Raw genomic sequence first — 25,661 nt, forward strand, 5'->3', positions numbered from 1 at the left:
GAGGTTGAGCTCGCGCGAGACTATCGAATGTCCGGCCTCGAGCCCATCAGATGATGAGCCCCCGCCGCAGGGCGATGGCGACGGCCTGGGTCCGGTTGGCGGTGCCGAGCTTGGCGCGGGCGGAGCGCAGATGGAAATCGACGCCATGGGCGGAGATCCCCATGACCTCGCCGATCTCCCAGTCGGTCTTGCCTTCGGCCGCCCATTGCAGGGCCTCGCGCTCGCGCGGGGCGAGGCGCGCGGAGGCCGCCGGGTTCTGGCCGTTCAACAGCAGCAGGTGGCCGAACGCGTAGGTGGCGGCGAGCTGGAGCATGCCGCGATCCGCCGGATCGATGGCGAGACGCTCGCCCGAAACACTGAATCCGGCGGTCTCGCCGTCGAGGGTCATCAACGGAATGGTCAGGCCGTCGCGCAGGCCGAAATCCCTCGCCTCGTCCATCACCCTGCGCGCCAGGGGATCGTCGGCATGCTCATCGGTGGCGTCGCTCCAGGCGAAGGGCGCGGTGGAGTGGCCGAGGCGCTGAACCGTGGGGTCGTGGAAGGCATAGCCGCGCGTCAGGTAGCGCCGGCCCCATTCCATCGGGAAAGTGTTGAGAAGGACGTGGCCGCGCTGCTGTCGGACGGGCGCGCCACGGGCCGGCACGGTGGCCGCCATGATGTGGGCGACGCCGAGATCCGCCAGTTCCGCCATCAGAAGCCGGGCGACGTCCTCGCCGCTCGCGGTACGATCGAGGGAGCGGAGGAAGCCGAGGGTCTGATCGAGGGATTTGCGCGTCACACGCGTACTGCCAGGCGAGTCCGATCACGTTTACATGATCGAAGGGCATGTGAGCGCGCTAACTCTAGATTGTCAACGCCTTCCCTCGGGTAGGATCGATTTTGCACAAACGAGTGTCCGAGGGAGCATCAGCCGAACAGGTCGACGGTCCTGAAACCGGCCGCCTCCAGTCGCTCGGCCAGGACGCGGCGATGGCACCGTTCCGGATCGCGCTCGAAACAGAGGAGACAGGTGGGCGCCCGTGCGGCGAGCTCGCACAGGGCATCGAGGGCGAGGCCGCCATCGGCGGTATCGAGGACCTCCTCGCAGTAGATCCGGCGCATCAGCGCCGCGTCATGAGCCCGGGCGGCTTCCCGCCCGGCCTTGGGCGTGCCGAGTTCGCGCGCATGCGCGTAGGCGAGACCCGCCTCCTCCAGGCTCGTCTTCAGGGCGTTCTTCGAAAAACCTCGCTTGCGCGAATTCGCCACCGCGCGAACGTCGGCCAGGGTCGCGACGCCGGCATCCTTCAGGGTCGCCACGAAACGCTCGGAATCGAGCCCTTCGTAGCCGATGGTGAACAAAACCTTCTGCAGTCTCCCCTCCCCTCGAAACACCAGACCGGCTCGTGACTTAGCCTCGGGCGCCGGCCTGCGGCCTAAGCGCCGGAATGCGCCCTATGTGGCTCGCAGGCAACGACTTCCGGAATTCCGCCGCATTGCCGTCAAAGCTCTGTTAACCGCGCAGGGGCCATCCCTTAGCGATGAGTGTAGCGCGTGAGAACGGTGGGCCGGGCATCGATGTCGCTTAAGAACGGGATCGCCCCGACAATCATGGCCGGGATGCCACGCGGCGTCGCCATGCGCTGGGCCAAACGCTCTCTGACCGCCGCCCTGCTCGCGACTCTCGCGGCCTGCGCCGGAAACCACAGCGACTTCTACCCCACCAAGGGCGACGTGAAGCCCCATCCGGGGGTGGCGCGCGCCAAGCAGCACCCGATCCAGGGCATCGACATCTCGAAATGGCAGGGGCCGATCGATTGGGCCTCGGTGCGCGGTGCCGGCACGCAGTTCGCCTTCATCAAGGCGACGGAGGGCGGCGACCACGTGGACGAGCGGTTCCGCGCCAATTGGGACGGCGCCGCCAAGGCGGGCGTGCCCCGTGGGGCCTACCATTTCGTGTTCTGGTGCCGCTCGGCCCAGGACCAGATGGAGTGGTTCAAGAAGAACGTCCCCAACGATCCGACCGCCCTGCCCCCCGTCCTCGACGTGGAGTGGAACGGCCATTCGCAGCTCTGCCCCAAGAAGCTGCCGAAAGCCCAGGCGCTGGCGATGATGCGCTACATGCTCGACGAGATGGAGCGCTACACCGGCAAGCGTCCGATCATCTATACCGACATCACCTTCCATAAGGACGTGCTCGAGGACGAGCTGCCCGACTACCCGCACTGGGTCCGCTCCACGGCGGCCGAGCCCGAGCAGCGCTACGCCAAGCGCAAGTGGATGCTGTGGCAGTTCACCTCCACGGGCCGGGTTCCGGGCGTGCGCGGCGACGTCGACCGCAACGCGTTCTACGGCTCCACCGCGGAATGGGCCTCGTTCCTGTCGACGGATTGCGACCCCCGCGACCATAGCCGACTCGCCGGACAGGGGCTCTGCAGCGGGAAGTAGGGGAAGAACCGAAACGTCGGGGGACGTGTCACCGAGCGCCGCTAGAGCTGCGCCCGACCACGTTGGGTCGGGGCACATCTCTAGGCCTTTGTTGTGCCGCGCTCTTTTTCGCCGAACCGGCATCCACTTCGGCGGAGAGCGCTCTAGGGAGCGGCGCTCATCACACTGGTGAGGACGGTGCCGTAATGGCAGGCCGTGGCGGCGAGGACGAAGGCGTGCCAGATCGCGTTCTGGTACGGCAGGCTGCGCCAGACGTGGAAGATGACCCCGGCCGAGTAGAGCACGCCGCCGATCGCCAGAAGCCAGAGGGCCTCGGGGTTCAGTGCGCCGATCACCGATTCGTAGGTGGCGACGCCGCTCCATCCTAGGAGCAGGTAGAGCCCGATGGCGGCCCGGTCGAAACGGCCGGGCAGGAGCAGCTTCAGGGCGATGCCGATCGCCGCCAGCACCCAGATGAAGGCCAGAAGCATCCAGGCCGTCGAGCCGCGCCCGACCAGGGCGACCAGAGGCGTGTAGGTGCCGGCGATCATGAGGTAGATTAGGGCGTGGTCGGCCCGGCGCAGGATCCACTTGCGGCGCCCCACGGGCCACATGTTGTAGGTGGCCGAGACACCGAGCATCGACACCAGGGCGGCGGCATAGACCGCGACGGCCGCCCGCTCGGTCCAATCCAGCGGGGCCATCGCCGCCAGGATGACGATGGCGATGGAGCCCGCCACACCGAACGCGATGCCGGCGATATGCACGGCGGCATCCGCCATCAGCTCCCGGCGGGTATAGTTCCAGGTCAGTCCGATGGGTCTACCGTCCTCAGCCAGGAACATCGCTGACTCCGAACTTTCCTAACCCAAGCTTAAGCGCCGAAGGCCCGGACTCGTTCCCTGATCGAACTGCGTAGGCGGCGAGCATCGTGAACCGCCGCCTACCTGATCGCCGCATATTGTCCCGGTGAGAAGATTCCTAGAAGGAGAAGGTCGTGAAGCGGCTTGCGAGGACGACGGCCCAGGCGGCGCCGAGAAGTCCCGTGAGACCGACGACGACCTTCCGGGTCCGCGCATGGCGCGTCCCGTCCGTGTCGGCGCCTTCGCGTGCCGTCTGGTCGCGCTCAACGAGTACCTGCTCTTCCGACACGAGGCGTTGGTCGTGCATGCTGGACGGCCTTTCGGTTGTGGCGTGACACTGCCGGACGCCGCTTTCGCGGCGCCATCGACACATCGGCTAACGGTACAAACCCAAGCTTGGTTTCGCTGCGATGCAACAAAATATGGCTGGGGTGACGCTCGCCGAAGTGGACCGACACGGTGCAAGCATCCGGCCAATCCGGACCTACCATCCGGCATAGCGGTGTTGCGGTCTGTGCGATGCAGCAGCCGGCGCGCCGACGAGATCCGGAAAGCGGGCCGGGACAGACCCCCTCGCGTCCGGGCAAGAGGCCGTCTCCCCGAGCCCCCCTCGGCCTCCGCTACGATGTGTCCCCGGAGAGGGGCTAAGCGCCTCGGCCCGTCATGCCCTCGAAACCGAAGGCGGCGGAACTAGCGACGGGAGACGGCAGGGTCCGTGGGGTCGCTCCCCGGCTGAGCCGGGCATGCACCGTCGCCATCATCAGGACCGCCATGGCGAAGACCTGATGGGCGAGGCCCGCCCAGAGGGGTACCGCCAGCAGAAGGGTCACGATGCCCAACCCCGCCTGCGCCAGGGTCAGGCCGGCGATGCCCATTGCGCGACGGGCCGTGCCGCTGGCGGGAAGCCGCCTGCGCGCGTCGACGGCGTGGAACAGCGCCACGGCCAGAAGGAGATAGGCCATGAGGCGGTGGTTGAACTGCACCAGGGTGACGTTGTCGACGAAGTTCTCGATCCACGGGCTGACCGCGAACAGGTCCGACGCCCCCGGCACGAGGACGCCGTCCATGTCTGGCCAGGTATTGTGCACGAGCCCTGCCTTCGATCCGGCGACGAGGCCGCCGAGACCGATCTGGAGCAGGACGAGGACCGGCAGCAGGGCCGCCATGATCCGCAGGCGACCGGGTGCCGGCTCGGATGGGCCGGACCTCAACCCGGCCGCCAGCCAGACGAGGCCGGCCAGGATCAGGCTCGCCGTGGTCAGGTGGAGGGCGAGCTTGAGGGGCGCCACCGCCGTCATCCCCGGCTGGAGGCCGGAAGCGACCATGATCCAGCCGATGGTGCCCTGAAGACCGCCGAGGACGCCCAGGGCGAGGAGCCCGTATCCCAGGCGCCGGTCGACGAGACCGCGCCACCAGAACACTAGGAGCGGCACGAAGAAAGCAAGCCCGAGGATGCGCCCGAGCAGGCGGTGGCCCCATTCCCAGGCATAGATGACCTTGAAGTCCGACAACCCCATGCCCTGGTTGAGGATGCGGTATTGCGGCGTGTCCTTGTACTTGTCGAACTCGGCGGCCCAGGCCTGTTCGGAGACCGGGGGGACCACGCCCGTCACCGGCCGCCATTCGGTGATCGACAATCCCGAACCCGTCAGGCGGGTGGCACCGCCGACGGCGACCATGGCCACGACGAGGATCGCCAGCGTGTAGAGCCAGATGCGCACCGGGTTCGTGGAACGGACCGGCGCAGTCGGGGTGGTTTCGCGTGAAGGCATCGCGGTGGGGAGCTCGCGTGGTGTCGGGATCGGCGCGGGTTTCCCGTGCCTTGCGCCCTGCGTTACGCATGCGGGGCCACCGGGGCAACGTCGCCCAGGGCCGCAGAGGGTTTGGATGCGGCGCGAGCGGCAATTGCCTTGCCGGGGCGGTCGGCCTAACCCCGGCGGACCTGACGCTGGGGAGAAGGCCCTTGCCAAAGGCCCCTATACAGGAGAGCGCCCATGCGCCGCCGCACCCGCACGCTGCTCGGCACGATCGGCATGCTCGCCTTCGTGGCGCTCTACGCGCCCCTCGCCATGGCCTTGGCCGACAGCCGCATCTCCCAGACGCCCCCGGCCGTGCAGGCGATCCTCTACGCCTTCCTCGGCATCGCCTGGATCTTCCCGTTGATGCCGCTGATCCGCTGGATGGAGCGAAAGGACGTCGACGGCGGCAGCTGAGAACCGGGGTTTCCCCCGACGCCGGGATTTCGCCGCACTCGGCCGTCACAGGCTTGGGCACGCTTTGATGTTCCCTCAGACCCAGGCCGAGATCCGCCGCTCCATGATCCGATCCTCATGAACCGATTCCTCGCGTCCTTCCTGCTCGCAGGCTTCGGCTGCGCCGCTCTTCCGGCTCTCGGCACGCCAGCCTCGGCGCAGAATGCGCCCCGCTCGATGGCGGAATGCGAGCGTCTCAAGAACGACCTCGCCTACAACCAGTGCCTCGCGATGTTCGGACCGGCCGCCAAGAATGTCGGCGGCGGGGGCGGGGGCAGCGATGGTGGATCGGCCTCCTCCGTGGCGACGGCGCTCGCCGCCGTGCCGCCGGTCAGCACAGAATCCCTGCCCATGGCCGACGAGCCCGCGCAGGAGGCAAGCAGGGGCCAGCGCGGCAGGCGCGGGCGCTACACCCGCCACGGCCGCCAGAGCGCCAGCTTCACCGTGGGTGGAAGCGAGGGCCGCTCGTCCTACCGCCGCCGCCGGCGACATTGACAGGCCGCGCGCGGGACTGACCCGACCGGGCTCACGCGACATCGAGCCGTCGCCCGCGATTCCAGGCGAGGAACGGAACCCCCGACAGCAGTGCGCAGAGCGCCGCCTTCGATTGATGCAGCCCATTCACCGAGACCCGCGGCAGGGCATGGAGATGGACGGCATGACCGGGGAAGAGATGGCCGGGTCGGGTCGTCACGGCCGTGTCGAACCCGGCCTCGCGGGCGATGTCGAATTCGCGCCCCCCGGCCGAGGTCGGATCGCCGACCGGATAGGACAGGTGCCGCACCGCCCGGCCGATCTCCCGTTCGACCCGCGCCCTGCCCTCCCCGATCTCATGGCGGACCCGCGCCTCCCCGTGTTTCGCCAGCATGGGATGGCCGATCGTATGGGCTCCGATCGACAAGGCGGGATCGGCCGCCAGGCCGCGCAACTCCCCCCAGGACAGGCAGAGTTCCTCCGCCACCCGCCCGATCCCGATGCCGGCCTCGCCGCAGAGGTCGGAGATGGTGGCGAGCAGGCGCTCCTCCGATCCGGCGCGCAGGTATTGGTAGATCACGGCGAAGGCCGCCATCTTCTCCCCAGCCGTGGCGGCGGGCAGATCGAGGGGCGGGGCCTCGTCCCGAACCACCCTCACCCGGTCGAGGCGACCGATCGCGCGTTCGAGTTCGATCCACCACAGGCGGCCCCGCCCCTCGGCGAAGTCGCTCGCGACGAACAGCGTCCAGGGAACGCGATGCCGGCTCAGGATGGGAACGGCGTGGCGGGCGTTGTCCCGGTAGCCATCGTCGAAGGTCAGGACGGCGAAGGGCCTGTCCCCGCCGGGCCGGACGAGCCGCTCGGGCACGGAATCGAGGCCGATCACGTCGAACCCCTCCGCGGCCAACGTGACCAAGACTTCGTCGAGGAAGTCCGGCGTGATCGAGAGAATGCCGTTGGGGGCGTAGGCCCTCACGGGGGCCGGATCGACATGGTGGAAGGTCAGGATCAGGCCGCGCCCCTGCGCGACCCGCCTCAGCCAGCGGTCGGCTCCCGAGGCGGCGATGGCGCGAAAGCCCGCATCGAACAGGCGGTGACGGAACTCGGGCGAGGGCATGGGCGTCACCGGAGAAGAGCGGAACGGGCGGAGATTCGACCACCAACCCGCAAGGTTTCGTTACCCACATCGCGAGATGATGCCTTGCCGTTTTCCATCGTCACCGGCGCTTAAGGAGCCGGAGGTCTAGGTACTGGACGATGCATGCTCGTGCGCCGCACTCGCGGAGCCGTGCCAGGGAGCGGTGATGGCGGTTCTTGTTCACGATCTCACCGGAGCGGGCATGATTCAGGAGCGCGTCCGCGGGCAACTGGTTCCGGAGGTGTTTCGCGACCTGGCCAGCGTCGAGGCCTTGTGGCGGAGCGTCGAGAGCGATCCGGCCGCACTGTCGACCCCCTATCAGCGCTTCGACTGGGTCTCGGCCTTCGTCTCGGCCAAGCTCGGCTGCACGCCGGCGGAGCAGGACGCCTCCCTGCGGGTCATCGTCCTGCGCGATCCCGGCGGACGGCCCCGCGTGATCCTGCCGCTGCAGGTGGCACGCGAGCGCGGCGTCCGCGTGGCGCGGGTGATCGGCTGCAAGCACGCGAACTACCACATGCCGATGTTCGCCTCCCGCGAGGCGGCGGCCATGCGCGCGGAGGATCTCGTCGGCCTGCTGCGCCAGATCGGGCACGAGGCCGGCATCGACGTCTATCTGCTCGGGCATCAGCCGCGCTTCTGGGACGGCGCCGCCAATCCGTTGAGCCTCCACGCCGCGCCGGCCGTGAGCGACGCCTACGGCCTGATCCTCGGCCCCGACCCCGAGACCACCGCCAAGCGCGTCTTCAGTGCCGATGCGCGCAAGAAGATGCGCTCGAAGGAGAGGAAGCTGATCGAGGCCTTCGGCCCCGTGGAGTATCGGGTGGCCGCGAATGCCGAGGAGGTGAGAGCCTACCTCGCCGCCTTCTTCACGCAGAAGGCCTCGCGCTTCGCCGCCATGGGCATCGCCAATCCCTATGCCGACGAGGGGATCCGCCGCTTCATCGCCACGGGCGCCTGCCGGCAGGACGATCCGGACGAGGTCCGGGGCGCCGCGATCGAGGTCTCCGCCCTGGTGGCGTGCAACGATGGGCGGGTCTTCGCGACCTTCGCCGGTGCGGTCAGCGATGCGCGCTACAGCGGCATGATGACCTCCTTCGATCAGGATCCCGTCATCGGGCGGTCGAGCCCCGGCGACATCCTGCTGCAGCACCTCATCCGCGATCAGACCGAGCGCGGCCGCCGCAGCTTCGATCTCGGCGTCGGGGAGGCCCGCTACAAGGCCAACATCTGCGACGAGACGATTCAGCTGGGCGAGGTCACCATCGCCGTCACCCTGCGCGGCCATCTCTTCGCGGTTCCGGCCATGGCCGCTACCCGCCTCAAGCGCCGGATCAAGCGGAGCGAGCGACTGGCGCGCTGGGCGAAGGCGGTTCAGAAGGCGATCCGACGCTCGGCCCGCCATGGCCGGAGCGCCGGCGAGGCGCAAACCTGACGCGACGGCTCGCGCCGGCCGCCGAAAGTCCTCAGGCCGCCGAAAGTCTTGCGCCGGCCCCCGGCTTTCCAGCAGCGGCGTGCTCGTTCGCGGGGTGCTCTCCGGCGACGAGGACGGAGCCGGATCCCTCCCGGTCGGCCAGGCCGTAGAGCGCGACGAGCTCGGGATCCTCGGGCGACGTGTCGGAGGCGATGACGATGGCGTTCATCCGGCCCGCCATGGCCGTCAGCAGGTCGCGAGCCCCCTCGGACTGGGCCTCGCCCAGGCGATAGACGACCCAATCGTAGCTCTGGGCCAGGGCATCGAGGGCGATGGCGAGGGCCTCCGGCTCGTCCGTGAGGATGTCGCAATCGACGAAGCCGCGCGGGATGGCATGGAGCCTGCGCACCGACGGCACCGACCGGATCACGTCGAGGAAGGCCGCCTCGCCCGCCACGAGGTCGGTGAGGCCGGCATCGTCCGAGGGAGAGGCCGGGCCATTGACGTCCACGAGGAGGACGCGCCCGCTCGCGGCCAGTGCCTCCGCCAGGATCCCGGCGAGCTGCCGGTCGGCGTCCGTATCGGTCTCCGCCACGAGGAGGCTTCCGCCGTTGCGGCCCATGCGCTCGCGCAGGCGACGGGTGAGGGCCTGGAGATCGTAGCTGGGAACGGCCGTCCGGCCCGCTTCCCCGGCGGCTTCTTCCGTATCCTCCCGCTCTGGAAACAGCGTGGCTTCCGGGACGGAGGCGGGAGCGGCGGCGACGAGGGGGACGACGACGCGGGCGATCAACGGCGCCTCGTAGAGGGCGGCGGCGGTGCCGGTGCGCGACAGGGCCGTGGACGCTTCCGGAAAGGCGAAGGGGGCGGGCTCGGGAGCCCGATCGTCCGGCCCGGTCCGGCGGCGGGTCTCGTCGGGATCGCGGAGGAGATGGCGCGCCGCCACCCCGCCGCTGGACAGCAGCATCGCCATCACGAGGGCGAGGGCCACGATGGGCAGCTTCTTCGGGAAGGACGGGATCTGGGGCACCACGGCGCGGGAGACCACGCGGGCATCGGCGGGGGCCGCGCTCTCGGCATCGCGGGCCGAGGCCTCGCGATAGCGCGAGAGGTAGGATTCGAGCTGGTCGCGCTGGGCCTTGGCCTCGCGTTCGAGGGCGCGGAGCTGGACCTCGCTGGAATTGCCCTTCGAGACGACCTCGCGCTGCGCGTCGACGGCGGCGTTCAGGCTCTCGACCCGGGCCTCGGCGATACGGGCGTCGTTCTCCATCGTCCGCACCACCCGGTCGGCGGTGGACTTGATCTGCGCGTCGAGGTCGCCGATCTGCGCGGTCAGTTCCTTGATGCGGGGATGGGCCGGCATCAGCGTCCGCGATTCGAGGGCGAGCTGCCCGCGCAGGGTGATGCGCTGCTCCACCGTGCGGCGGATGACCTCGTTGTTGGCCACATCCGGGATCTCGAAGGCGCGGCCGTCCTTGATCATCTCGCGGATGAGCTTGGCCCGGCTCGTGAGATCGGCCTTGACCGTGCGGGCCTGGGACAGCTGGGTCGACAATTCGCTGAGCTGCTGGGTGCCCAGAGGTTGGCTTGTGGCGCCGCCGCCCCCGCTGATCAGGCCGTTGCGCGCGCGGAAGGCCTCGACCTTCGCCTCGGCCTCGGACACGCGGGTGCGCAGGGTGTCGATGTTGCCGCCGAGCCAGGTCGAGGCGTAGCGGGCGGTGTCCACCTTCGCCGATTCCAGGGAGGCGATGTAGAGTTCCGCGATGGTGTTGGCGGCCTTGGCCGCGAGGTCCGGATCGCGCGAGCGGAACTCGACCGTCAGGATGCGGGACTTGCCGGCCGGGTAGACCAGGAGGCGGTCGAAATAGGTCTCCAGCACCCGGTCCTCGGGCGCCCGCTCCATCGGGTTCCTGCCGAGCCCGATCATCATCAGGACGCGCTGGACCGGACCGATGCCGTCGACCTCGGGATCGAATTCGGCATTGCCCACGAGCTTCAGGCGGCGGATCGCCTCCCGGGCGATGTCCCGGGACATCACCACCTGGACCTGGCTCGCCACCGCCTGTTCGTCGATGGCCAGGGGCTGTTCGCCGCGTTCCTGGGCGGTCCGCGCGAAGCTCGCGTCGCGGCTCTCCAGCAGGATCTTGGCCTCGCCGGTATAGCGGGGCGGAACCACCTGCACGAAGACGATGGCCCCGATCCCCGCCGCCAGGGTGGGAAGGACGATCCAGCGCCAGGACCGCGCCAGCACCCCGAACAGCTGGGACAGGCCGAGCCCCTCGTCCCGCTGTGGGATCGGTTCGATCGAGGAAACGGTCTGCTGCGAGCGGGGCATGAGACGATCTTTACGCAAGGCAGGACGGCGTATCGGACGCCTCAAGGAAGAGTAGAACTCGTTAAGATTGATCGTCGGTTAAGATCGACTGCAACGCAGCGCATTCCGGGCGGCGCATCAGCTTTTGTTAACCATATGAACCTACCAATAGAGGCAGAAACTTGCTCTTAGCGGCTTGGATGATGAACCGGCGCTCCCTTCTCCTCGCTCTCTCCTCCACTCTGGCACTGGGCGGATGCCTGCGTCCCGACTTCCGGACCGCGCAGCTCGACGCCACCGCCACCGGATCGATCGGCGGACGCTATACGCTCGCCACCGGCGACCGGCTGCGCGTCATCGTTTTCGGCCAGGACAATCTCTCCAACATCTACGCCATCGACGGGACGGGCGGCATCGCCATGCCGCTCATCGGGCTCGTGAAGGTGGGAGGGCAATCGACGGCCCAGGCCGCCCGGACCATCGAGGCCAAGCTGGCGGCGGGCTTCGTGCGCGAGCCGCATGTGACGGTGGAGGTGGATGCCTATCGGCCGTTCTACATCCTCGGCGAGGTCACCACCTCGGGGCAGTACCCTTACGTGAACGGCATGGCCGTGGAGACGGCGGTGGCGATCGCGGCGGGCTTCGGGCCGCGGGCGGCCCGCGACTATGCCGTCCTCACCCGCGAGGGACCGAACGGCCTCGTCTCGGGCATCGTCCCGATGACCTACCTGGTGAGGCCCGGCGACACGATCGTCATCAAGGAACGCTTCTTCTGAGGACGTCTCGTCTTCGATGCGTCGTCGATCGACGAAGGCCCGGATCCATAGGATCCGGGCCTTCGTCGTGTCTCGCCCGGTCGGACGATGTCGAGATAACTTATGCTCGCGGCACTGGCGGCATTGCTGATGACGACCACCGTGTCGAACATCCGGCCCCGCCCAGCAGGGCGTCCGTTCCCTTGCCGCTGGCGGGGGCCAGTCATTCGGGGAGCGGCCTGCCACCGGCGGATTTCCCCGCAAGGCGGAAAGCCAGGATTCACACTTGCGGGGAAATCCGCACTTTCGAGATTCCGTCAGGGGCCGCATGACCGAACGAGAGGTTTTCGATCTCACGACCGCCTGAACCGATCCTGCGGCTACGGTCCTCGACGGTGGTAGCATCTCTGGAAACCAGTCTTCGCTAAGGTCATACCGTCGCCCGGTTCGAATGGTCGTCGCGTGGAGCTTGTCCGTCGTGAGTGCGTCCGCCTCCATCCCGTCCATTCGCCCCTCCCCCGGCGAGGGCGGGAGCGTCTACCGCATCCTTCACGTCTTCCGCGCGCCGGTGGGAGGGCTGTTCCGCCACGTCTGCGACCTCGTCAGGATCCAGGCCGCCGCCGGCCACGAGATCGGCCTTGTCTGCGATGCCTCCACGGGCGGGGAGAACGCGGAGCGGGCGCTCGACGAACTCCTGCCCCATCTCGCACTCGGCATCGTCCGGCTCCCCATGCGGCGCAACCCGCACGGATCGGACCTCGCCGCGGTACGCGCGGTCGCCGCACGGGCGCGGGAGGTCCGCGCCACGATCCTGCACGGCCACGGCGCCAAAGGGGGGGCCTATGCCCGCATCGCCCGCCTGCCCCCGGGTTCGCCCTCGCCGATCCGGGCCTACACGCCGCATGGCGGCAGCTACAATTACAAGCCCGGTTCCCTGCGCCACCGGCTCTACATGGGGGTCGAGCGCCTGCTCGCGGCGCGCACCGACGTGTTCCTGTTCGAGAGCGAATACGTGGCCGGGCGGCACCGGCGCTTCGTGGGGGGCACGCCCCGCACCCTACGGATCGTCCATAACGGCATCGACGAGGCGGAGTTCGCGCCGGTGCCGCACCGGGCGGACGCCTACGACCTGGTCTATGTGGGCGAGTTGCGCGAGGCGAAGGGGATCGCGGTCCTGCTCGACGCCCTGGCTGCGCTACGGGCCGAGGGGCGCCCCTGCCGCCTCCTCATGGTGGGATCGGGCCCGGACGCCGACCTCTTGGCCGAGCGGGCGCGGCGGCTCGGCCTGTCCGCTTCCGTGGCCTTCGAGCCGCCCCAGCCGATCCGTACCGCATTGGCGAAGGGACGGATCATGGTGGTTCCGTCGCTCGCCGAGTCCCTGCCCTACGTGGTGCTGGAAGCCGCAGCGGCATGCCAGCCCCTCGTCTCGACCAATGTGGGCGGCATCCCGGAGATCTTCGGGGCGGCGGCGGACGATCTCGTGGCACCCAAGGACCCCGTCGCCCTCAAGGATGCCATCCTCCGCCTGCTCGACGAAGACCCCGCCCGGGGTCTCGCGCGAGCCCAGGCACTCAGCGAATCCGTGCGGACACGGTTCTCGATGAAACGGATGGGGGCGGATGTGCTATCCGGCTACGCCGCCGCCCTGCGGCTTCGAGGAACGTTTACCCTAGCAACGGCGCTGCCGCCGATGAAGGAACTGCCGAAGTCGCGCTAACTTGCTCTTTGCCATGCTTCCGGCGGCCGGGCCTTCGTTAAATGTTCCGTGATGCCGGCTTGGCATCGTCCCCCCATCTCACCGACGAAAAGTTCGAACGAAAGCAGACGATGAGCGCCTTCGACGTTCGCGACCTTCTGAAGGCGGCGGGGAATCCCAGCCAGCCGAATGCGGTCGATACGGCTCATGACGGCTCCGCCGAATCCGCGATTCCTCCCGCCGAAATCGGGGCGCCCCGCGACCATGGCGGGGTCCTGTCTCCCGTCGTGCTGTCGGGCAGCGTGCGGCTGGCGGACATGGCGCTCATCGCCATCCTCGGCTTCGCCACCCACTTCGTGCAACTCCGCGGCGTCGTCGCACTGGGATGGAGCTATCCTGCGGCGATCCTGTCCGTGGCCGGGCTCGCGGTGGCGTTGTTCCAGATCTTCGGCAGTTACCGGATCGCCGCCTTTCGGACCTTCTTCAAACCCGCCCTGCGCCTCACCGCCGCCTGGTCGCTGACGTTCCTCGTCGTTGCCACGGTCATGGTCTTCGCCAAGGTCGCCGACCATTATTCCCGCATCTGGCTCGCGCTGTTCTACGCCCTGGGGCTGGCCCTGCTCCTCGCCGAACGCCTCGTCCTGCTCCGTTTCGTCACCGCCCGCATGCTGCGCGGACAGTTCGACCGCCGCACGGCCATCGTCGGGGGCGGGCCATTGGCGGAAGAGCTCATCCGCGCACTGGAAGCGGAATCCGATGCGGGCATCCGCATCGTCGGCGTGTTCGACGATCGCGGGGACAACCGGTCCTCCTCGGTGATCGCCGGCTACCCGAAGCTCGGCACGGTGAGCGATCTCGTCGATTACGCGCGCTCCACGCGCCTCGACCTCGTGGTCTTCACGCTGCCGATCGCGGCCGAGGATCGCCTGCTCCAAATGTTGGCCAAGCTCTGGGTGCTGCCCATCGACATCCGCCTCTCCGCCAAGGCGACGAAGCTCAAGCTGCGCCCGAGGGCCTATTCCTATCTCGGCTCAGTCCCCGTCCTCGACGTGTTCGACAAGCCGATGGCCGATTGGGACATCGTCACCAAGGCCATCTTCGATCGCGTCGTCGGCATGGCCATGCTGATCGTGCTGGCGCCGGTCATGCTCGGCCTGGCCATCGCGGTTCGCCTCACCTCGCCCGGTCCGATCCTGTTCCGGCAGAAGCGCCTCGGCTTCAACAACGAGACGATCGAGGTCTACAAGTTCCGGTCGATGTATGCCGACCAGTCCGATTTCACGGCCGCGAAGCAGGTCACCCGCGGCGACCCGCGCGTCACGCCCCTCGGCCGGTTCATCCGCAGGACGTCGCTGGACGAGCTTCCACAGCTGTTCAACGTCCTGAAGGGGGAATTGTCCCTGGTCGGGCCGCGGCCCCACGCGGTCCAGGCCAAGACCAGCACGACCCTCTACGATCAGGTGGTCGACGGATATTTCGCCCGCCACAAGGTCAAGCCCGGCATCACCGGCTGGGCCCAGATCAATGGCTGGCGCGGCGAGACCGATACCGACGAGAAGATCCAGCGCCGCGTCGAACACGACCTCTACTACATCGAGAACTGGTCGATCCTGTTCGACGTGCAGATCATGCTGGCGACTCCGCTCTCACTCGTCACCACCAAGAACGCCTACTGATCCGATATCCTCCCGGGATGCATGCACCCGGCGACGCAAAAAGGCCGCCCCTCGCATCGCGAAGGGCGGCCTTTGCCGTTCTTGCGCCGGAGGCCGGCGCGACAGGTGTGCTGCGTTACGGCAGGGAACCGGCAGCCTTCTTGGCCTCGGTCATCGTGTTCTCGCAGCCCTTGGCATCTCCGGCCGCTTCCTGCTTGCGCGCCTGTTCGATCAGGTGACGGGCGTGGTCGACACTCTTGGCATTCGGGGTGGTCGAGGGATCGGTGGGCTTGCCGCCGGGAGGGGCGTCGAGGCCCATCGACGGATTGGACGCGACCTTGCCGTCGGCCGAAGCGGTGCCGGTGACCGACACGGCGCCGGAACTGTTGAGGCGCCGCTCGATCGTGGCGATCTGGTCGGAACACGCAGAGGCGAAAGCCGGACCGGCAATGGCGGTGAAGACGAGGGCGGGCACGAGGACGCGGATCAGCGGCGAGGCCGTGGTCGGCGAATGCGCCTTGTCCGAGGACGTCCTGGTCTCGCGAAGGGCCTTGGTCATGCGATGCTTTCCGATGATGTCGAACATGGCACGCCAACGCTCGACCCACCCGGCATGTTGCTGCGACATCGTCGAACCTGTGGCGGATCATCCCCTGACGGGGCACTCCGCCGCACATGGCGACCGAATATGGCGACCGACAGAAAAGGCCACCGCCCCGTCTCCGGAGCGGTGGCCCATCGTAGGGGCTCTACCACGTCTCGGTGACCCATAAGTCAGGGTCAGGGAGGTCCGGCGGACGAATGCCGCCGCGCAGTCAGCGCGGGCAGACCTCGATGAGCCGGGCTCAGCGAGGTCTGGTATCGAGGGGCGGCTACCAGAAGATGCGCATTCCGCCATAAGCCGCGATCGGCGCGCCGGGGGCCAGGCTCCGGTTGGAGCTGGCATTGGGCAGGGCCAGGATCGGAACCTCGCCGACCGGCGAGAAGGTGCCGAAGGTCGCGTATTTCGCGTTCAGCGCGTTCTCCACGTAGCCGTAGAGCTCGATGTTCTCGTTCACCCGGTAGCTCGTGTTGAACCCGATGACCGCGTAGTTGCCGGTGGTCTTGTTGAGGTTCGATTCGTCGCCCACGAGGAACTTGCCGGTGGCGACACGGCCGAGGACGCCGACCCGCCATTCCGGCGTGACGTTGTACTGCACGCCGACCTTGACCTGATGCGGCGCGACGCCGGGGAGCTTGTCGCCGCGTCGCACGAAGATCTGGTTGGCTTCCGAGTTGTCCGGCTGGGCCGGGTTCGGCGTGGCGAACGGGTTGCCGCCGGAGGCCAGGGTCAGCGGCGACTGGAAGGTCGCGTCGACGAAGGCGTAGTCGATGAAGGCGTTCCAGACCGGGGTGGTGATGGCGAGGCTCGCCTCGACGCCCTGGCGGCGGGTGGAGCCGACGTTCTGGAAATAGGCCCGGCCGATGGTGATGTCGGAGGGCACGAAGGTGATGTCATCCTCGTTTCGGGCCCGGAACACGCCGGCCTTCCAGCTGAGCACCCCGAGCTCGATCGGCGAGGGCAGCTTGCCGCGGAAACCCGCTTCCACCGTGCGGGAGATGACCTGCTTCAGCGGCGGATCGCCGACGAAGAAGTTGGTGAGCGAGCACGGGGCGAGCGGATCGGCGCAGGAGAGTTCGGCCGGGGTGGGCGCACGGTTCGCCTCGACATAGCCGCCATAGACGGTGAGGAAATCGGGCACGAGCTTGTAGGTCGCGCCGACGCCCGGGTTGAAACGCTGGAAGTAGTGGTTGCCGTTCAAGGCCGTGCCGAGCTGATCCTCCAGCACGATCTTGGCCATGTTGAACCGGCCCTGCAGCGTCAGGGTCAGGCGATCGGTCAGGTCGGTGTTGTTCTGCAGGTAGATGCCGCCGTAATCGTTGCTCGACTTCACGCTCACCGGCGTGATCGAGTTGTCGTCGCTACGCACGACGATGCCGGGGCCGAAGAAGCCGCGGTCGAAGGTCAGGCCGCCCACGGCGTTGTCGGCGGTGAAGGCCGTGCGGCCGCCATCGTAGGAGCCGCCGAGGACGAAGCGGTTCGGCAGCCCGAACAGCGTCTCGCGCACGTTGGTCTGGACCGAGACGCCGAAATTCTCGGTGTTGGTCCGGGTCGAGTTGAGGAAGGCGTAGGGGCCGCCCTCGTCGAACCGCTCGGCGAAGGCCGGAAGCCGGGCGAAGTTGGCCGTCCTGACGCTGCTCGCCTGGACGCGACGGTTCAGCCGGTCGCGCAGGAAGAACTGCTCCTCGTTGGCGCCTTCCGAGCAGAGGAACCGCTCGTTCGCCTCGCAGCGCTCCACCTCGGCGGCGTCGCCATTGGCGGTGTTCTGCTCGAACCGGCCGTAATAGGCGTTGCCCTGGATCGTCACGGTGGGGGTGATGTCGTAGGTGCCGGAGAGCCCGATGCGTCCGAACGCATTCAGCGTCTTGTCGGGATAGGTGAAGACCTCGTTGCGCTTGAAGTCCAGCAGATCGACGGGCAGGGTTCCGTTGCCGGTCAGGCTGTTGATCGCGCCCATGAAGTTGAGGTGGAACTCACCCTTCTCCGCCTGCACGCCGAGATCGCCGTAGAACTGGCGCAGGCGCGAGGGCGAGTGCTGGCGCCATCCGTTCTCGGAGAGGGCCGTGCCGGCGACGTAGAGGCCGACATTGTCCGAGCGCTGCCCGTGCTGGAACGAACCGCCGAAGCGCCCGAACGAACCGCCCGAGAGGTTCAGCTCGGTGCCCTGATAGGTGAAGCCGTTCTTGAGCTGAACGCTGAGCGCGCCGCCGAGGGCGTTGAGGCCGTAGGCCGGGTTCGAGCCTTCGAGCTCGATGCGGTCGACGGCGATGTCGGGGATGAGATCCCACTGCACCGTGTCGCCGAAGGAGGTGTTGAAGCGGTTGCCGTTGACGTAGACGGCAACACCCTGGGGGCTTCCGCCCAGCGGCGAGGCTTCGAAGCCGCGATAGGTGATGGTCGGCTGGAAGGGGTTGCCCTGCGCGTTGTTGATGCTGATCGAGCCGATCCGCTCGTCGAGGGCGCGCAGCACGCTCGGGGTGCCGACCCGGTTCACGTCCGCCGAGGTCAGGACGCTGGTGTTCTGGGGAAGCTTGTCACGGTCCTGGCCGAGCAGGACGCCCTGGGCGTTGCGCAGGGTGGGCGTCGGCGTGGTGGCGACCACGTCCAGTTCCTGCAGCGTCACGGCCTGCTGGCCGCCGACGACCGTCGTCTGCGCATAGGCGACGCCCGGCAGCAGCGCTACCGAAACGAGGAGGCTGCTCCGCAGCGTCCGCTTCTTCATGTCCCGAGACCCTTCGATTCAAAATGGCGTGGCCGGTTTGTCCCGGCTCGTTACCGAATGTTGCGGGGCGTATCGGGCTTCGACAATGCGGTCGCGGGGGGATTCGACGATTCTAATAAGGACACACAGAGATGGCGTCCGCGCGTGATCTGCGGGCAACACGATTTGCCAGAGAATACAAAGACTTCAGGATCAATAGGAACGACAAGCGGGACGATTAGGCAACAAGTGCTGCCGGAATGTTTTCCGTGTCTTGGGGATGGGATGAGCCTCTTCGTACGTGGCGGACCGTCACGAAGGTCGAGCGAATCGACGGCGTCCAATCCTTCCGCGGCCGAGGCGAGTATCCACGGCGAGCAATACCAGACCTCGATGAGCCCGACTCATCGAGGTATGCCCGCGCGACTGCGCGGCGGCATTCGTCCGCCGGACCTCAGTGACCCTGACCTATGGGTCAGGGGCACTGATACAGGATACAAAAGGCCCGCCGGAGGGTCCGGCGGGCCTGAGGACACTTGGCTTGGCGAAAGCCCGATGGTGACGTCGGGTCAGAGGCGCGCCTGGATCTTGCGGGCGACCTCGCCGAGACGCTGCTCCAACAGGGTCGGCACTTCGCAGACATAGGTCAGGGACTGGCTGCGTTCCTGGAAGATGCGCCGGTCCCAGGCGAATTTCGTCTCCAGTTCCGAGGCTTCCTTGGGCATCTCGCGGGCGTCGTTGGCGCTGGGGCCGTCCTTCACCGAACTGATCTGGTCGGCCTCCTGGCGGATGCGCTCGGCCATCCGCCGCTGCCCCTGCGCGTAGCGCGTGATCCCCCCGATCACCCGGTTGCGCTCGTTGTTCACCACCTCGAACACGCCGGCGAAGACGCGGGTGAGGCGCTTGGCCTTGTCGTCGCCGGCCTTGGCGACGAACTCGTCGAGGAGTGGATCGACCTCGCCGAGTTCGGTGCGGCGCGACGCGATCTTCTGGGCGAGCGAGGCCGCCTCGTAATCGTCGCCCCAAGGGCCGGCGGCCTCCAGATCCGGCCCCGTCCAGACGGTGCCGGGGCTCAGGGTCGAGACCTTGCGCTGGACGCAGGGCCAGTCCGGGTCCGCTTTGGGCTGGGCGAGGGCCGGCCCACAGAGGAGACCGCCGGCCGCCAGGGCCAGTACGAATGTCCGCGAAAGAATCATGAATTGTCTCCGGCCGGTCCGCCGCGCCGGGCCATGATGCCGCGACCGGGATCGTAGGCGATGACGGCGAGGGTGAAGAAGGCGATGGTGGTGCCCACGACGACGGCGCAGGCGATCGGTTCGAACTGCCCGTAGAGGGCGAAGCGCACGAGCTGGACGGCATGGCTGAACGGGTTGGCCATGCAGATCAGGTAGAGCGTCTCGCTCGACTCGCGGATGCGCCAGAGCGGGTAGAGGGCCGATGAAGCAAAGAACATCGGGAAGATCACGAAGTTCATCACGCTGGCGAAATTCTCGAGCTGCTTGACCATCGAGGACAGGAGCAGGCCGATGGCGCCGAGCATCAGCCCCGCGGCGATGAAGGCCGGGAGCGCCGCCACGTAGCCGATGGCCGGGATGTCGAGTTCCCAGAACCAGGCGATGGCGAGGAAGGCATAGGCCTGGACCACCGAGACGGTGACGCCGGCGATCAGCTTGGCCAGCAGCAGCAGCCAGCGCGGATAGGGGCTCGTGAGCAGCACCTTCATCGAGCCGACCTCGCGGTCGTAGACCATCGAGAGCGAGGATTGCATGCCGTTGAAGAGCTGGATCATCACGGCCAGCCCCGGCACCACGTAGACCTCGTAGAGGACATAGGTCTGGTAGGGCGGCTCGATCGAGACCCCGAGCGTGTTGCGGAAGCCCGCCGCGAAGATGAACAGCCAGACCAGTGGCCGCACGAGCGCGGAGAAGAACCGCTCCTTCTGGTTGAAGAACCGCAGCAACTCGCGACGGACGATGCCGCCGAGGCAGATCAGGTAGCCGAGCGCGTCGAGGCGGCCGAGATGGGGCACGGGTTTTTCTGTCGGGCCGGCAACCGTCGAGGCGATGGTCTTTGTCATGAGAAGGAACCCATCGATAGCCGGGGTACAGGCCTATCGGCACGTCCCATCCCCACCCTCATCCTGAGGTGCCGGAGCGCAGCGAAGGCCTCGAAGGAGGCTTCCAGTTCGCTCCATGATCCCTGGAACCCTCCTTCGAGGCTGCTGCGCAGCACCTCAGGATGAGGTCGTGAGTGGGATCGGAGGCCTTTGGGCATTGCACTCATGCGGCCTGCCTCGGCGGTTCGGCGACGAGGCGCCGGAAGGCGGCTTCCAGGGTCTCGTCGCCTTGCGCGATGGAGTCCGCAGTTCCACGCGCGACGATGCGGCCCTTGTGAAGGACGACCGCGTCGTCGGCCCCGTCGATCTCCTCGAAGATGTGGGTCGCCCAGAGGACCGACAGCCCCTCCTCCCGCACCAGGGCGCGGACGATGGCGACGATATCGGCACGGGATTCGAGATCGAGCCCCACGGTGGGCTCGTCGAGGAGCAGGAGTTTCGGCTCATGCACCAGGGAGCGGGCGATTTCGATGCGCCGCGACTGGCCGCCGGAGAGGGTGCGCACCTTGTCGTCGCGCCGGTCGCTCAGGCCCACGCGGGCGAGCAGCGCCGCGATGCGGGCCTTCGCGGCCCGGCGCGCGATGCCGTGCAGGCTGGCATGGTAGAGGAGATTCTGCTCGACGGTGAGGTCGGTGTCGAGGGTGCGGGCCTGGAAGACGACGCCGAGGCGGGCGAGCGCTCGGGACGGCTCGCGGTCGAGGCCGTGACCGAAGATCGAGACCCGCCCGTCCTGGCTGGCGTAGAGCCGGGTGATCACCGAGAACAAGGTGGTCTTGCCGGCGCCGTTGGGGCCGAGCAGGGCCATGAACCGGCCCCGCTCCACCCGGATCGAGACGTCGGACAGGGCCGCGCGCGCGCCGAAGCGATGGCTCACGCCGGCCACGTCGAGGGCCGCACTCTCCCCTGCCCCGTCGCTCACGGCTTCATCGCCCGCTTGGCGTCACCGACCGCGTCGAGGCATTCGTCGAACTCGCCCTCGCCCTGCTCGCGCTCGGCCACGCGCAGGGCCTTCTTGAGCTTCGGCGCGGCGGTCTCGGACGGCCCCTTGGCGAGGGCGTCCTTGATCGTGGCGATGCCCTCGGCACAGGCGGCCTTGTCGTCGGCGAGCGCCGGGCCGGCGATGAGGAGGAAGGCGAATGTGGGGATGAGGAGACGCATGCGGAGGCCCTGCCTTACTTGACGATGAATTTGCCGGTCATGCCCTTGGATTCGAGTCCATGGATCGACCAGGGGTATTCGCCGGGCTTGATCGTGACGAACTCGATGGCGATCTCGCCCGGATCGTCGAATTCGAGGTGGTCCGGCGGGCCGCTGCCGTGGATCTCGAGATGCTGGATCACGATCTGGTTGAACCAGATGTTGCGGAAGAACTCGGTGGCGTAGAACTTATATTCCTGCCGACCCTTGGCGACGATGCGCAGGCGATAGGCCTTGCCGGATTCGAGCTCGATCTCCCGGTTCTCGACCACGAAATCGTTGCCCTCCTCGTTGCCGAGGACCAGATCCGGCAGGTTGGAGCGCTTCTTGGTGAGATCGAGGGCCGAGGCTGGCCCCGTGGCGAGCAGGGCCGCCAGGGCGAGGGTGATCGTCCGCATCGTCCTCGTCATGTGATCGTCCTCCCGTTGGCCGCCTTGAGGCGGTCCGTCCTTCGGCATATCCGCGCGTCCCTCCTCCCCCTTGTGGGGAGGAGTTGGAGGTGGGGGTGGCTGGGTGACCCTCTACGGAGGCAGGCGGAGCCGCCCCCACCCTGACCCTCCCCACAAGGGGGAGGGAAAGTGCACCTCAATTCGGCGACACCGCCACGCCCCAGGGCAGCAATCCCACCGGGATGCTCTTGATGACCTTGTTCGCCTCCACATCCACCACCGAGACGTCGTTGGAGGAGCCGTTGGTGGAGAACAGAAACTTCTGGTCCGGCGTGAAGGCGAGCTGCCACACGCGCTGCCCCACGGGCAGATACTTCTCGACGTTGTAGGTCTTGGCGTCGATCACCGCGATGCGGTTGGCGGGCCCCAGGGCCACGAAGGCCTTGGTGCCGTCCTTGGTGATGCGGATGCCCACGGGCTGGATCGCCTCCTCGTTCACGCCGGCGATCTTGAAGGCGATCTTGTTGATGACCCGCCGCGCGGCGACGTCGATGATGCTGATCGTGCCGCCGACCTCGGCCGAGACCCAGAGGAACTTCCCGTCCGAGGTGAATTCGGCAAAGCGCGGTCGCGCATCCACCAGCACGTTGTCGATCACCTGGAACGTGGTGGTGTCGATGAAATGCGCCATGTTGGTGGTCTCGGAGGTGTTCACCAGGATCTTGCCGTCCGGCGACAGGCCCATCCCCTCCGGCTCCACGCCGACGGGCACCTCGGCCAGGACCTTGTTCTTCTCGATGTCGATGACGGTGACCTGGCTGTCGTCCTCGTTGGCGACGTAGAGCGGGTTGCCGCCCGGCCCCAAAATGAACTGCTCCGGATCGGGTCCGGAGCGGAGAGAGCGCACCACCTTGCCGGTGGCGGTGTCGAGCACGTCGATGCGGTCGTCGTCGCTAGCGCAGACGAACAACTCCTTGCCGTCCTTGCTCGTCGTCACCCCGCGGGGGCGCCGACCGACCTTCCAGGTTCCGGTCACGGCCATCGTCGCCGTGTCGATGACGCTGACGGTGTTGGCCTTCTCGTTGGTCACGTAGACCGTGTAGGCCTGCGCGGTGGCGCTCAGAGCCATCGTCGCACCGACGAGGGCGGCCACACACACGCCTGCCTTGAAGCCGAGGCTCATTCCGTCTTCTCCCTGGGCATCGCTTCTTTGCGCGATTGACAGTGATTATAGTGCAGTTTGTCCTGACGGGGAGCGCATGCCTGCACGCGGAACGCAAGCGCGTTGCCGCAGGACGGGCGCGAAAATTCGCAGATCCCCGAACATTCGCGGACCGTCAGAACCGACACGCCGTCTCGGGAAGGTCGACACCGAGGGTGTCCAGCGGCGTGCGCTGATGGGTGAAGCCCTGTTCGGGCGCCACGGTCACCATGGCCTTGGGCTGCACCACGATGATCGGCTGGCGCAGCTGGTGGTCCCAGGGCCGGTAGGTCAGCGAGACGCCCTTGTAGGCGGGCAGGCTGAAGGCCGGGTCGGCGAAGTAGGGTACGAGCACGGCCGGGTCGGCGGTCTTCTTCTGCGTCGCCGCCTCGCCCACCGAGCGCAAAGCCGCCCAGACCTGGTAATCGAGGGGTCGCATCAGCCGGCCGGCGAGGCGCCGGAAGCGGTTCTGCGCCTGGGCCGCCCCCCAGGTCTCCAGGGTCGGGTGCCAGGTGGCCGCGATGAGCCCCTGCGTTCCCGCGACCGGCCGGGGGTCCACCGTGCGGAAGGGGACGTAATCGCCCCAATCGTTCGCCTCGTCGGCGACGATGGCGAGGTCGTAATCGACGCCGCGGGTGAAGACCATCGCCTCGGAGCGGGTCGGCGTGTCGCCCCGCGCCTTGGCGAGCGGGCCGAAGGTCCAGGGCTTCTCGGCGGTGATCTTCAGGGAGAACTTCTTGGCCGAGGCCCGGAACGCGTCGGCATAGAGCTTGTCGTTGTCGTTGGGGCCGACGATCAGGAACATCTTGCGCCAGCGCATCAGCGTGAAGAACTGCGCCAGCGCGTCGGTCTGCATGGCCCGGCTGGGGATCACGTGGAAGACGTTTTTGCGACAATCGGCGCCGCGCAGGCGGTCGTCGGGCGCGGCGGTGTTGAACACGGTCACGCCCTCGCCCTTGACCGCGTCGGCGACCGCCAGAACCTCGTCGGCCGGCAGCGCCAGGACGAGATAGCGGATCCCCTTGCCCACGAGGTCGCGGGCGGCGTCGACGGCGCTTTTTCCCTCCGTGAGGGCGACCTCGTCGAGGGCGTAGGTCTGCTTGGTGAAGCGCCCGGTCGTATTGTTGTCCTTCACCGCCATGCGGGCGCCGGCGACGCCCTCGTCCTCCGGCGCGGCCTCGGCATCGTAGGAGGACGGCGCGATCTCGGGCCGGTAGATCAGGCCGATATGGGTGTCACCCGGAGCGGCCTCCGCCGCCTGCGCGGAGGCCGCCGGTTCCTGCGCCAGGGCGAGGGACGCCGTGCCGCCGAGGCCGAGCGTGAGGACGAGGGCGGCGGATCGGGAGAGGAGCGATGCGTTCATACGGTCGGCACGCTAACAACATTGCGCGGATACGCTCAATCGCGGAAGCATAAGGAAACCCTAAGGCGCGGCGGAGCGTCGCTTGCGTGCCGATGGGCGCGAATACACGCGAGATCGCTCCGCGCCGGCGAGCCGATTTGCACGACTTGTCAAATCCGGTCACTGCTCGACTTTGAAGGCTCGGGCGCGGTGTCCGCCGCAGGCCGCATCGATCGTGACACAGGTTCGCCATGTCCCCATTCGTCAGGTCTCGTCGCGCCACGCCCATGATGCCAAAGTCCGTGAAGTCATTGCCGCCAACCGGCCTCGGACGCGCGGTGACGCGGCCCGCCGCCCTCGCCCTGGCCGCGATCCTGGCCGGATCGGTCCTGGCAGGACCGGCCCTCGCCGCTCCCGACAAGGCGGCGATCTTCGGGATCGAGCTCAACGATCCGGGTGTGGTCGGCGGCCGCAAGGCGCGTCCCGACGAGGCTCGACGCCTCGCCCTGGTCACGGAGGAGCTCCGCAAGGCGCTCACCGCCGGCAATGCGGTGGAGGTCGTGGACGTGGCGCCCCAGGCCGCCGAGATCGCCAAGCAGGCGCCCCTCTTCAAATGCGAGGGCTGCGCCGCCACCATCGCCAAGAGCCTCGGGGCCGATCTCGCCGTCAACGGTTTCGTGGAGAAGGGCTCCAACCAGATCTTCAATCTCTACGTCCTCATCTCGGACGCCGCTTCCGGCAAGGTCGTGCGGGCTGGACAGGTGGTGATCCGGGCCGATACCGACGACACATGGGCCCATGCCATGCGATGGGTGGTCAAGAACCGTCTCCTGGCCGAACCCTTGCCCAACCGATCCTGAACGTTCCGTCCTCCAAGGAAATTCCACCCTGAGCCCGATGTCACCGCAAGCCACTCCGTGTCCCCGCCCAACCGGTCCCCGCCTACTCGTCAGCGTCCGTGATGCGGCCGAGGCCGCGATGGCGACGGCGGCGGGTGCCGACCTGATCGACGCCAAGGATCCCGACCACGGCGCCCTCGGCGCGCTGCCGACGGGGACGGTCCGGGCCATCGTCGCGGCTGTCGCGGGCAGGGCCGTGAGCAGTGCCGTGGCCGGCGAACCGATGGACGCCGCGTCGATGGCCGCCGACGTGGCGG

25 protein-coding genes are annotated in these 25,661 nt (G+C 67.9%); 9 read left to right on the plus strand and 16 right to left on the minus strand.

The features are described from left to right. Positions 1–46: 46 nt before the first annotated feature. Together FV220_RS05580 and FV220_RS05585 are read right to left on the minus strand one after the other, a co-directional pair. Positions 47–778, minus strand: coding sequence for a LuxR family transcriptional regulator (locus FV220_RS05580; protein ID WP_056149487.1), 732 nt, complete (start codon positions 776–778; stop codon positions 47–49). Positions 779–906: 128 nt separating this feature from the next. Continuing rightward, positions 907–1,350, minus strand: a complete 444-nt coding sequence (locus tag FV220_RS05585; RefSeq protein WP_187273335.1) for a DUF488 domain-containing protein — start codon at positions 1,348–1,350, stop codon at positions 907–909. Positions 1,351–1,554: 204 nt separating this feature from the next. Between FV220_RS05585 and FV220_RS05590 the strand changes: the two genes are divergently transcribed. Continuing rightward, positions 1,555–2,424 (plus strand): GH25 family lysozyme, encoded by an 870-nt coding sequence (locus tag FV220_RS05590; protein WP_056149489.1) that lies wholly within the window; start codon positions 1,555–1,557, stop codon positions 2,422–2,424. 143 nt (positions 2,425–2,567) lie between these two features. On the opposite strand, the gene FV220_RS05595 is transcribed toward FV220_RS05590, so the two are convergent. The 3 genes from FV220_RS05595 to FV220_RS05605 all read right to left on the minus strand — a co-directional run bounded on the left by FV220_RS05595 (position 2,568) and on the right by FV220_RS05605 (position 5,038). After that, entirely contained in the window at positions 2,568–3,248 is a 681-nt protein-coding gene (locus FV220_RS05595) for a hemolysin III family protein (protein ID WP_018043568.1), read from the minus strand. A 136-nt stretch (positions 3,249–3,384) separates the two neighbouring features. Beyond that, complete coding sequence (locus FV220_RS05600; protein WP_018043569.1) at positions 3,385–3,573, minus strand: hypothetical protein; 189 nt, start codon at positions 3,571–3,573, stop codon at positions 3,385–3,387. 337 nt (positions 3,574–3,910) lie between these two features. Continuing rightward, positions 3,911–5,038 carry a COX15/CtaA family protein gene (locus FV220_RS05605; protein ID WP_147830091.1) on the minus strand — a complete coding sequence of 376 codons (1,128 nt, stop codon included), beginning with the start codon at positions 5,036–5,038 and terminating at the stop codon, positions 3,911–3,913. A gap of 222 nt (positions 5,039–5,260) precedes the next feature. Here FV220_RS05605 and FV220_RS05610 point away from each other — a divergent pair, with 222 nt between their 5' ends. Both FV220_RS05610 and FV220_RS05615 read left to right on the plus strand, forming a co-directional pair. Further along, a complete protein-coding gene (locus tag FV220_RS05610) occupies positions 5,261–5,479 on the plus strand; it encodes a DUF2842 domain-containing protein (RefSeq protein ID WP_018043571.1) in 219 nt (72 codons plus the stop codon). A 117-nt stretch (positions 5,480–5,596) separates the two neighbouring features. Beyond that, positions 5,597–6,013: a hypothetical protein gene (locus tag FV220_RS05615; RefSeq protein ID WP_018043572.1), complete on the plus strand. Its 417-nt coding sequence runs from the start codon at positions 5,597–5,599 to the stop codon at positions 6,011–6,013. Between the two features lie 31 nt (positions 6,014–6,044). On the opposite strand, the gene FV220_RS05620 is transcribed toward FV220_RS05615, so the two are convergent. Next, positions 6,045–7,109 (minus strand): polysaccharide deacetylase family protein, encoded by a 1,065-nt coding sequence (locus tag FV220_RS05620; protein ID WP_147830093.1) that lies wholly within the window; start codon positions 7,107–7,109, stop codon positions 6,045–6,047. A 187-nt stretch (positions 7,110–7,296) separates the two neighbouring features. Here FV220_RS05620 and FV220_RS05625 point away from each other — a divergent pair, with 187 nt between their 5' ends. Beyond that, positions 7,297–8,562 carry a GNAT family N-acetyltransferase gene (locus FV220_RS05625; RefSeq protein WP_056149499.1) on the plus strand — a complete coding sequence of 422 codons (1,266 nt, stop codon included), beginning with the start codon at positions 7,297–7,299 and terminating at the stop codon, positions 8,560–8,562. A gap of 31 nt (positions 8,563–8,593) precedes the next feature. On the opposite strand, the gene FV220_RS05630 is transcribed toward FV220_RS05625, so the two are convergent. Continuing rightward, a complete protein-coding gene (locus FV220_RS05630; protein ID WP_147830095.1) occupies positions 8,594–10,873 on the minus strand; it encodes a GumC family protein in 2,280 nt (759 codons plus the stop codon). Between the two features lie 182 nt (positions 10,874–11,055). Between FV220_RS05630 and FV220_RS05635 the strand changes: the two genes are divergently transcribed. The 3 genes from FV220_RS05635 (at position 11,056) to FV220_RS05645 (ending at position 14,979) form a co-directional block, all read left to right on the plus strand. Then, positions 11,056–11,628: a polysaccharide biosynthesis/export family protein gene (locus tag FV220_RS05635; RefSeq protein ID WP_018043576.1), complete on the plus strand. Its 573-nt coding sequence runs from the start codon at positions 11,056–11,058 to the stop codon at positions 11,626–11,628. A 457-nt stretch (positions 11,629–12,085) separates the two neighbouring features. After that, positions 12,086–13,324: a glycosyltransferase family 4 protein gene (locus tag FV220_RS05640; RefSeq protein ID WP_147830097.1), complete on the plus strand. Its 1,239-nt coding sequence runs from the start codon at positions 12,086–12,088 to the stop codon at positions 13,322–13,324. Between the two features lie 110 nt (positions 13,325–13,434). After that, a complete protein-coding gene (locus FV220_RS05645) occupies positions 13,435–14,979 on the plus strand; it encodes an undecaprenyl-phosphate glucose phosphotransferase (protein ID WP_056149755.1) in 1,545 nt (514 codons plus the stop codon). 115 nt (positions 14,980–15,094) lie between these two features. Here FV220_RS05645 and FV220_RS05650 read toward each other — a convergent pair whose 3' ends face one another. The 9 genes from FV220_RS05650 to FV220_RS05690 all read right to left on the minus strand — a co-directional run bounded on the left by FV220_RS05650 (position 15,095) and on the right by FV220_RS05690 (position 24,526). After that, positions 15,095–15,517, minus strand: a complete 423-nt coding sequence (locus FV220_RS05650) for a hypothetical protein (RefSeq protein WP_238253894.1) — start codon at positions 15,515–15,517, stop codon at positions 15,095–15,097. Between the two features lie 313 nt (positions 15,518–15,830). Then, positions 15,831–18,281, minus strand: coding sequence for a TonB-dependent receptor (locus tag FV220_RS05655; RefSeq protein ID WP_147830101.1), 2,451 nt, complete (start codon positions 18,279–18,281; stop codon positions 15,831–15,833). A gap of 548 nt (positions 18,282–18,829) precedes the next feature. After that, positions 18,830–19,456 carry a hypothetical protein gene (locus tag FV220_RS05660; protein ID WP_056149507.1) on the minus strand — a complete coding sequence of 209 codons (627 nt, stop codon included), beginning with the start codon at positions 19,454–19,456 and terminating at the stop codon, positions 18,830–18,832. After that, on the minus strand, positions 19,453–20,337 hold the full coding sequence (locus tag FV220_RS05665; protein WP_056149509.1) for an ABC transporter permease: 885 nt from the start codon (positions 20,335–20,337) through the stop codon (positions 19,453–19,455). Before FV220_RS05665 ends, FV220_RS05660 begins: the two co-directional genes overlap by 4 nt. Positions 20,338–20,539: 202 nt before the next feature. Then, entirely contained in the window at positions 20,540–21,295 is a 756-nt protein-coding gene (locus FV220_RS05670) for an ABC transporter ATP-binding protein (protein ID WP_018043583.1), read from the minus strand. Continuing rightward, positions 21,292–21,534 carry a hypothetical protein gene (locus FV220_RS05675; protein ID WP_147830103.1) on the minus strand — a complete coding sequence of 81 codons (243 nt, stop codon included), beginning with the start codon at positions 21,532–21,534 and terminating at the stop codon, positions 21,292–21,294. Before FV220_RS05675 ends, FV220_RS05670 begins: the two co-directional genes overlap by 4 nt. A 14-nt stretch (positions 21,535–21,548) precedes the next feature. Further along, positions 21,549–21,983 (minus strand): hypothetical protein, encoded by a 435-nt coding sequence (locus tag FV220_RS05680; protein WP_026175893.1) that lies wholly within the window; start codon positions 21,981–21,983, stop codon positions 21,549–21,551. A 175-nt stretch (positions 21,984–22,158) separates the two neighbouring features. Then, positions 22,159–23,145 (minus strand): YVTN family beta-propeller repeat protein, encoded by a 987-nt coding sequence (locus FV220_RS05685; protein WP_018043586.1) that lies wholly within the window; start codon positions 23,143–23,145, stop codon positions 22,159–22,161. A gap of 154 nt (positions 23,146–23,299) precedes the next feature. Continuing rightward, positions 23,300–24,526 carry an ABC transporter substrate-binding protein gene (locus FV220_RS05690; RefSeq protein WP_147830105.1) on the minus strand — a complete coding sequence of 409 codons (1,227 nt, stop codon included), beginning with the start codon at positions 24,524–24,526 and terminating at the stop codon, positions 23,300–23,302. 341 nt (positions 24,527–24,867) lie between these two features. Here FV220_RS05690 and FV220_RS05695 point away from each other — a divergent pair, with 341 nt between their 5' ends. Both FV220_RS05695 and FV220_RS05700 read left to right on the plus strand, forming a co-directional pair. Beyond that, positions 24,868–25,365 carry a DUF3280 domain-containing protein gene (locus tag FV220_RS05695; protein WP_147830115.1) on the plus strand — a complete coding sequence of 166 codons (498 nt, stop codon included), beginning with the start codon at positions 24,868–24,870 and terminating at the stop codon, positions 25,363–25,365. A gap of 37 nt (positions 25,366–25,402) precedes the next feature. Then, the coding region (locus tag FV220_RS05700; RefSeq protein ID WP_281406072.1) for a (5-formylfuran-3-yl)methyl phosphate synthase at positions 25,403–25,661 on the plus strand (259 nt) is incomplete at its 3' end.

This window comes from Methylobacterium sp. WL19, assembly GCF_008040005.1.
Taxonomy (GTDB): Bacteria; Pseudomonadota; Alphaproteobacteria; order Rhizobiales; family Beijerinckiaceae; genus Methylobacterium; species Methylobacterium bullatum.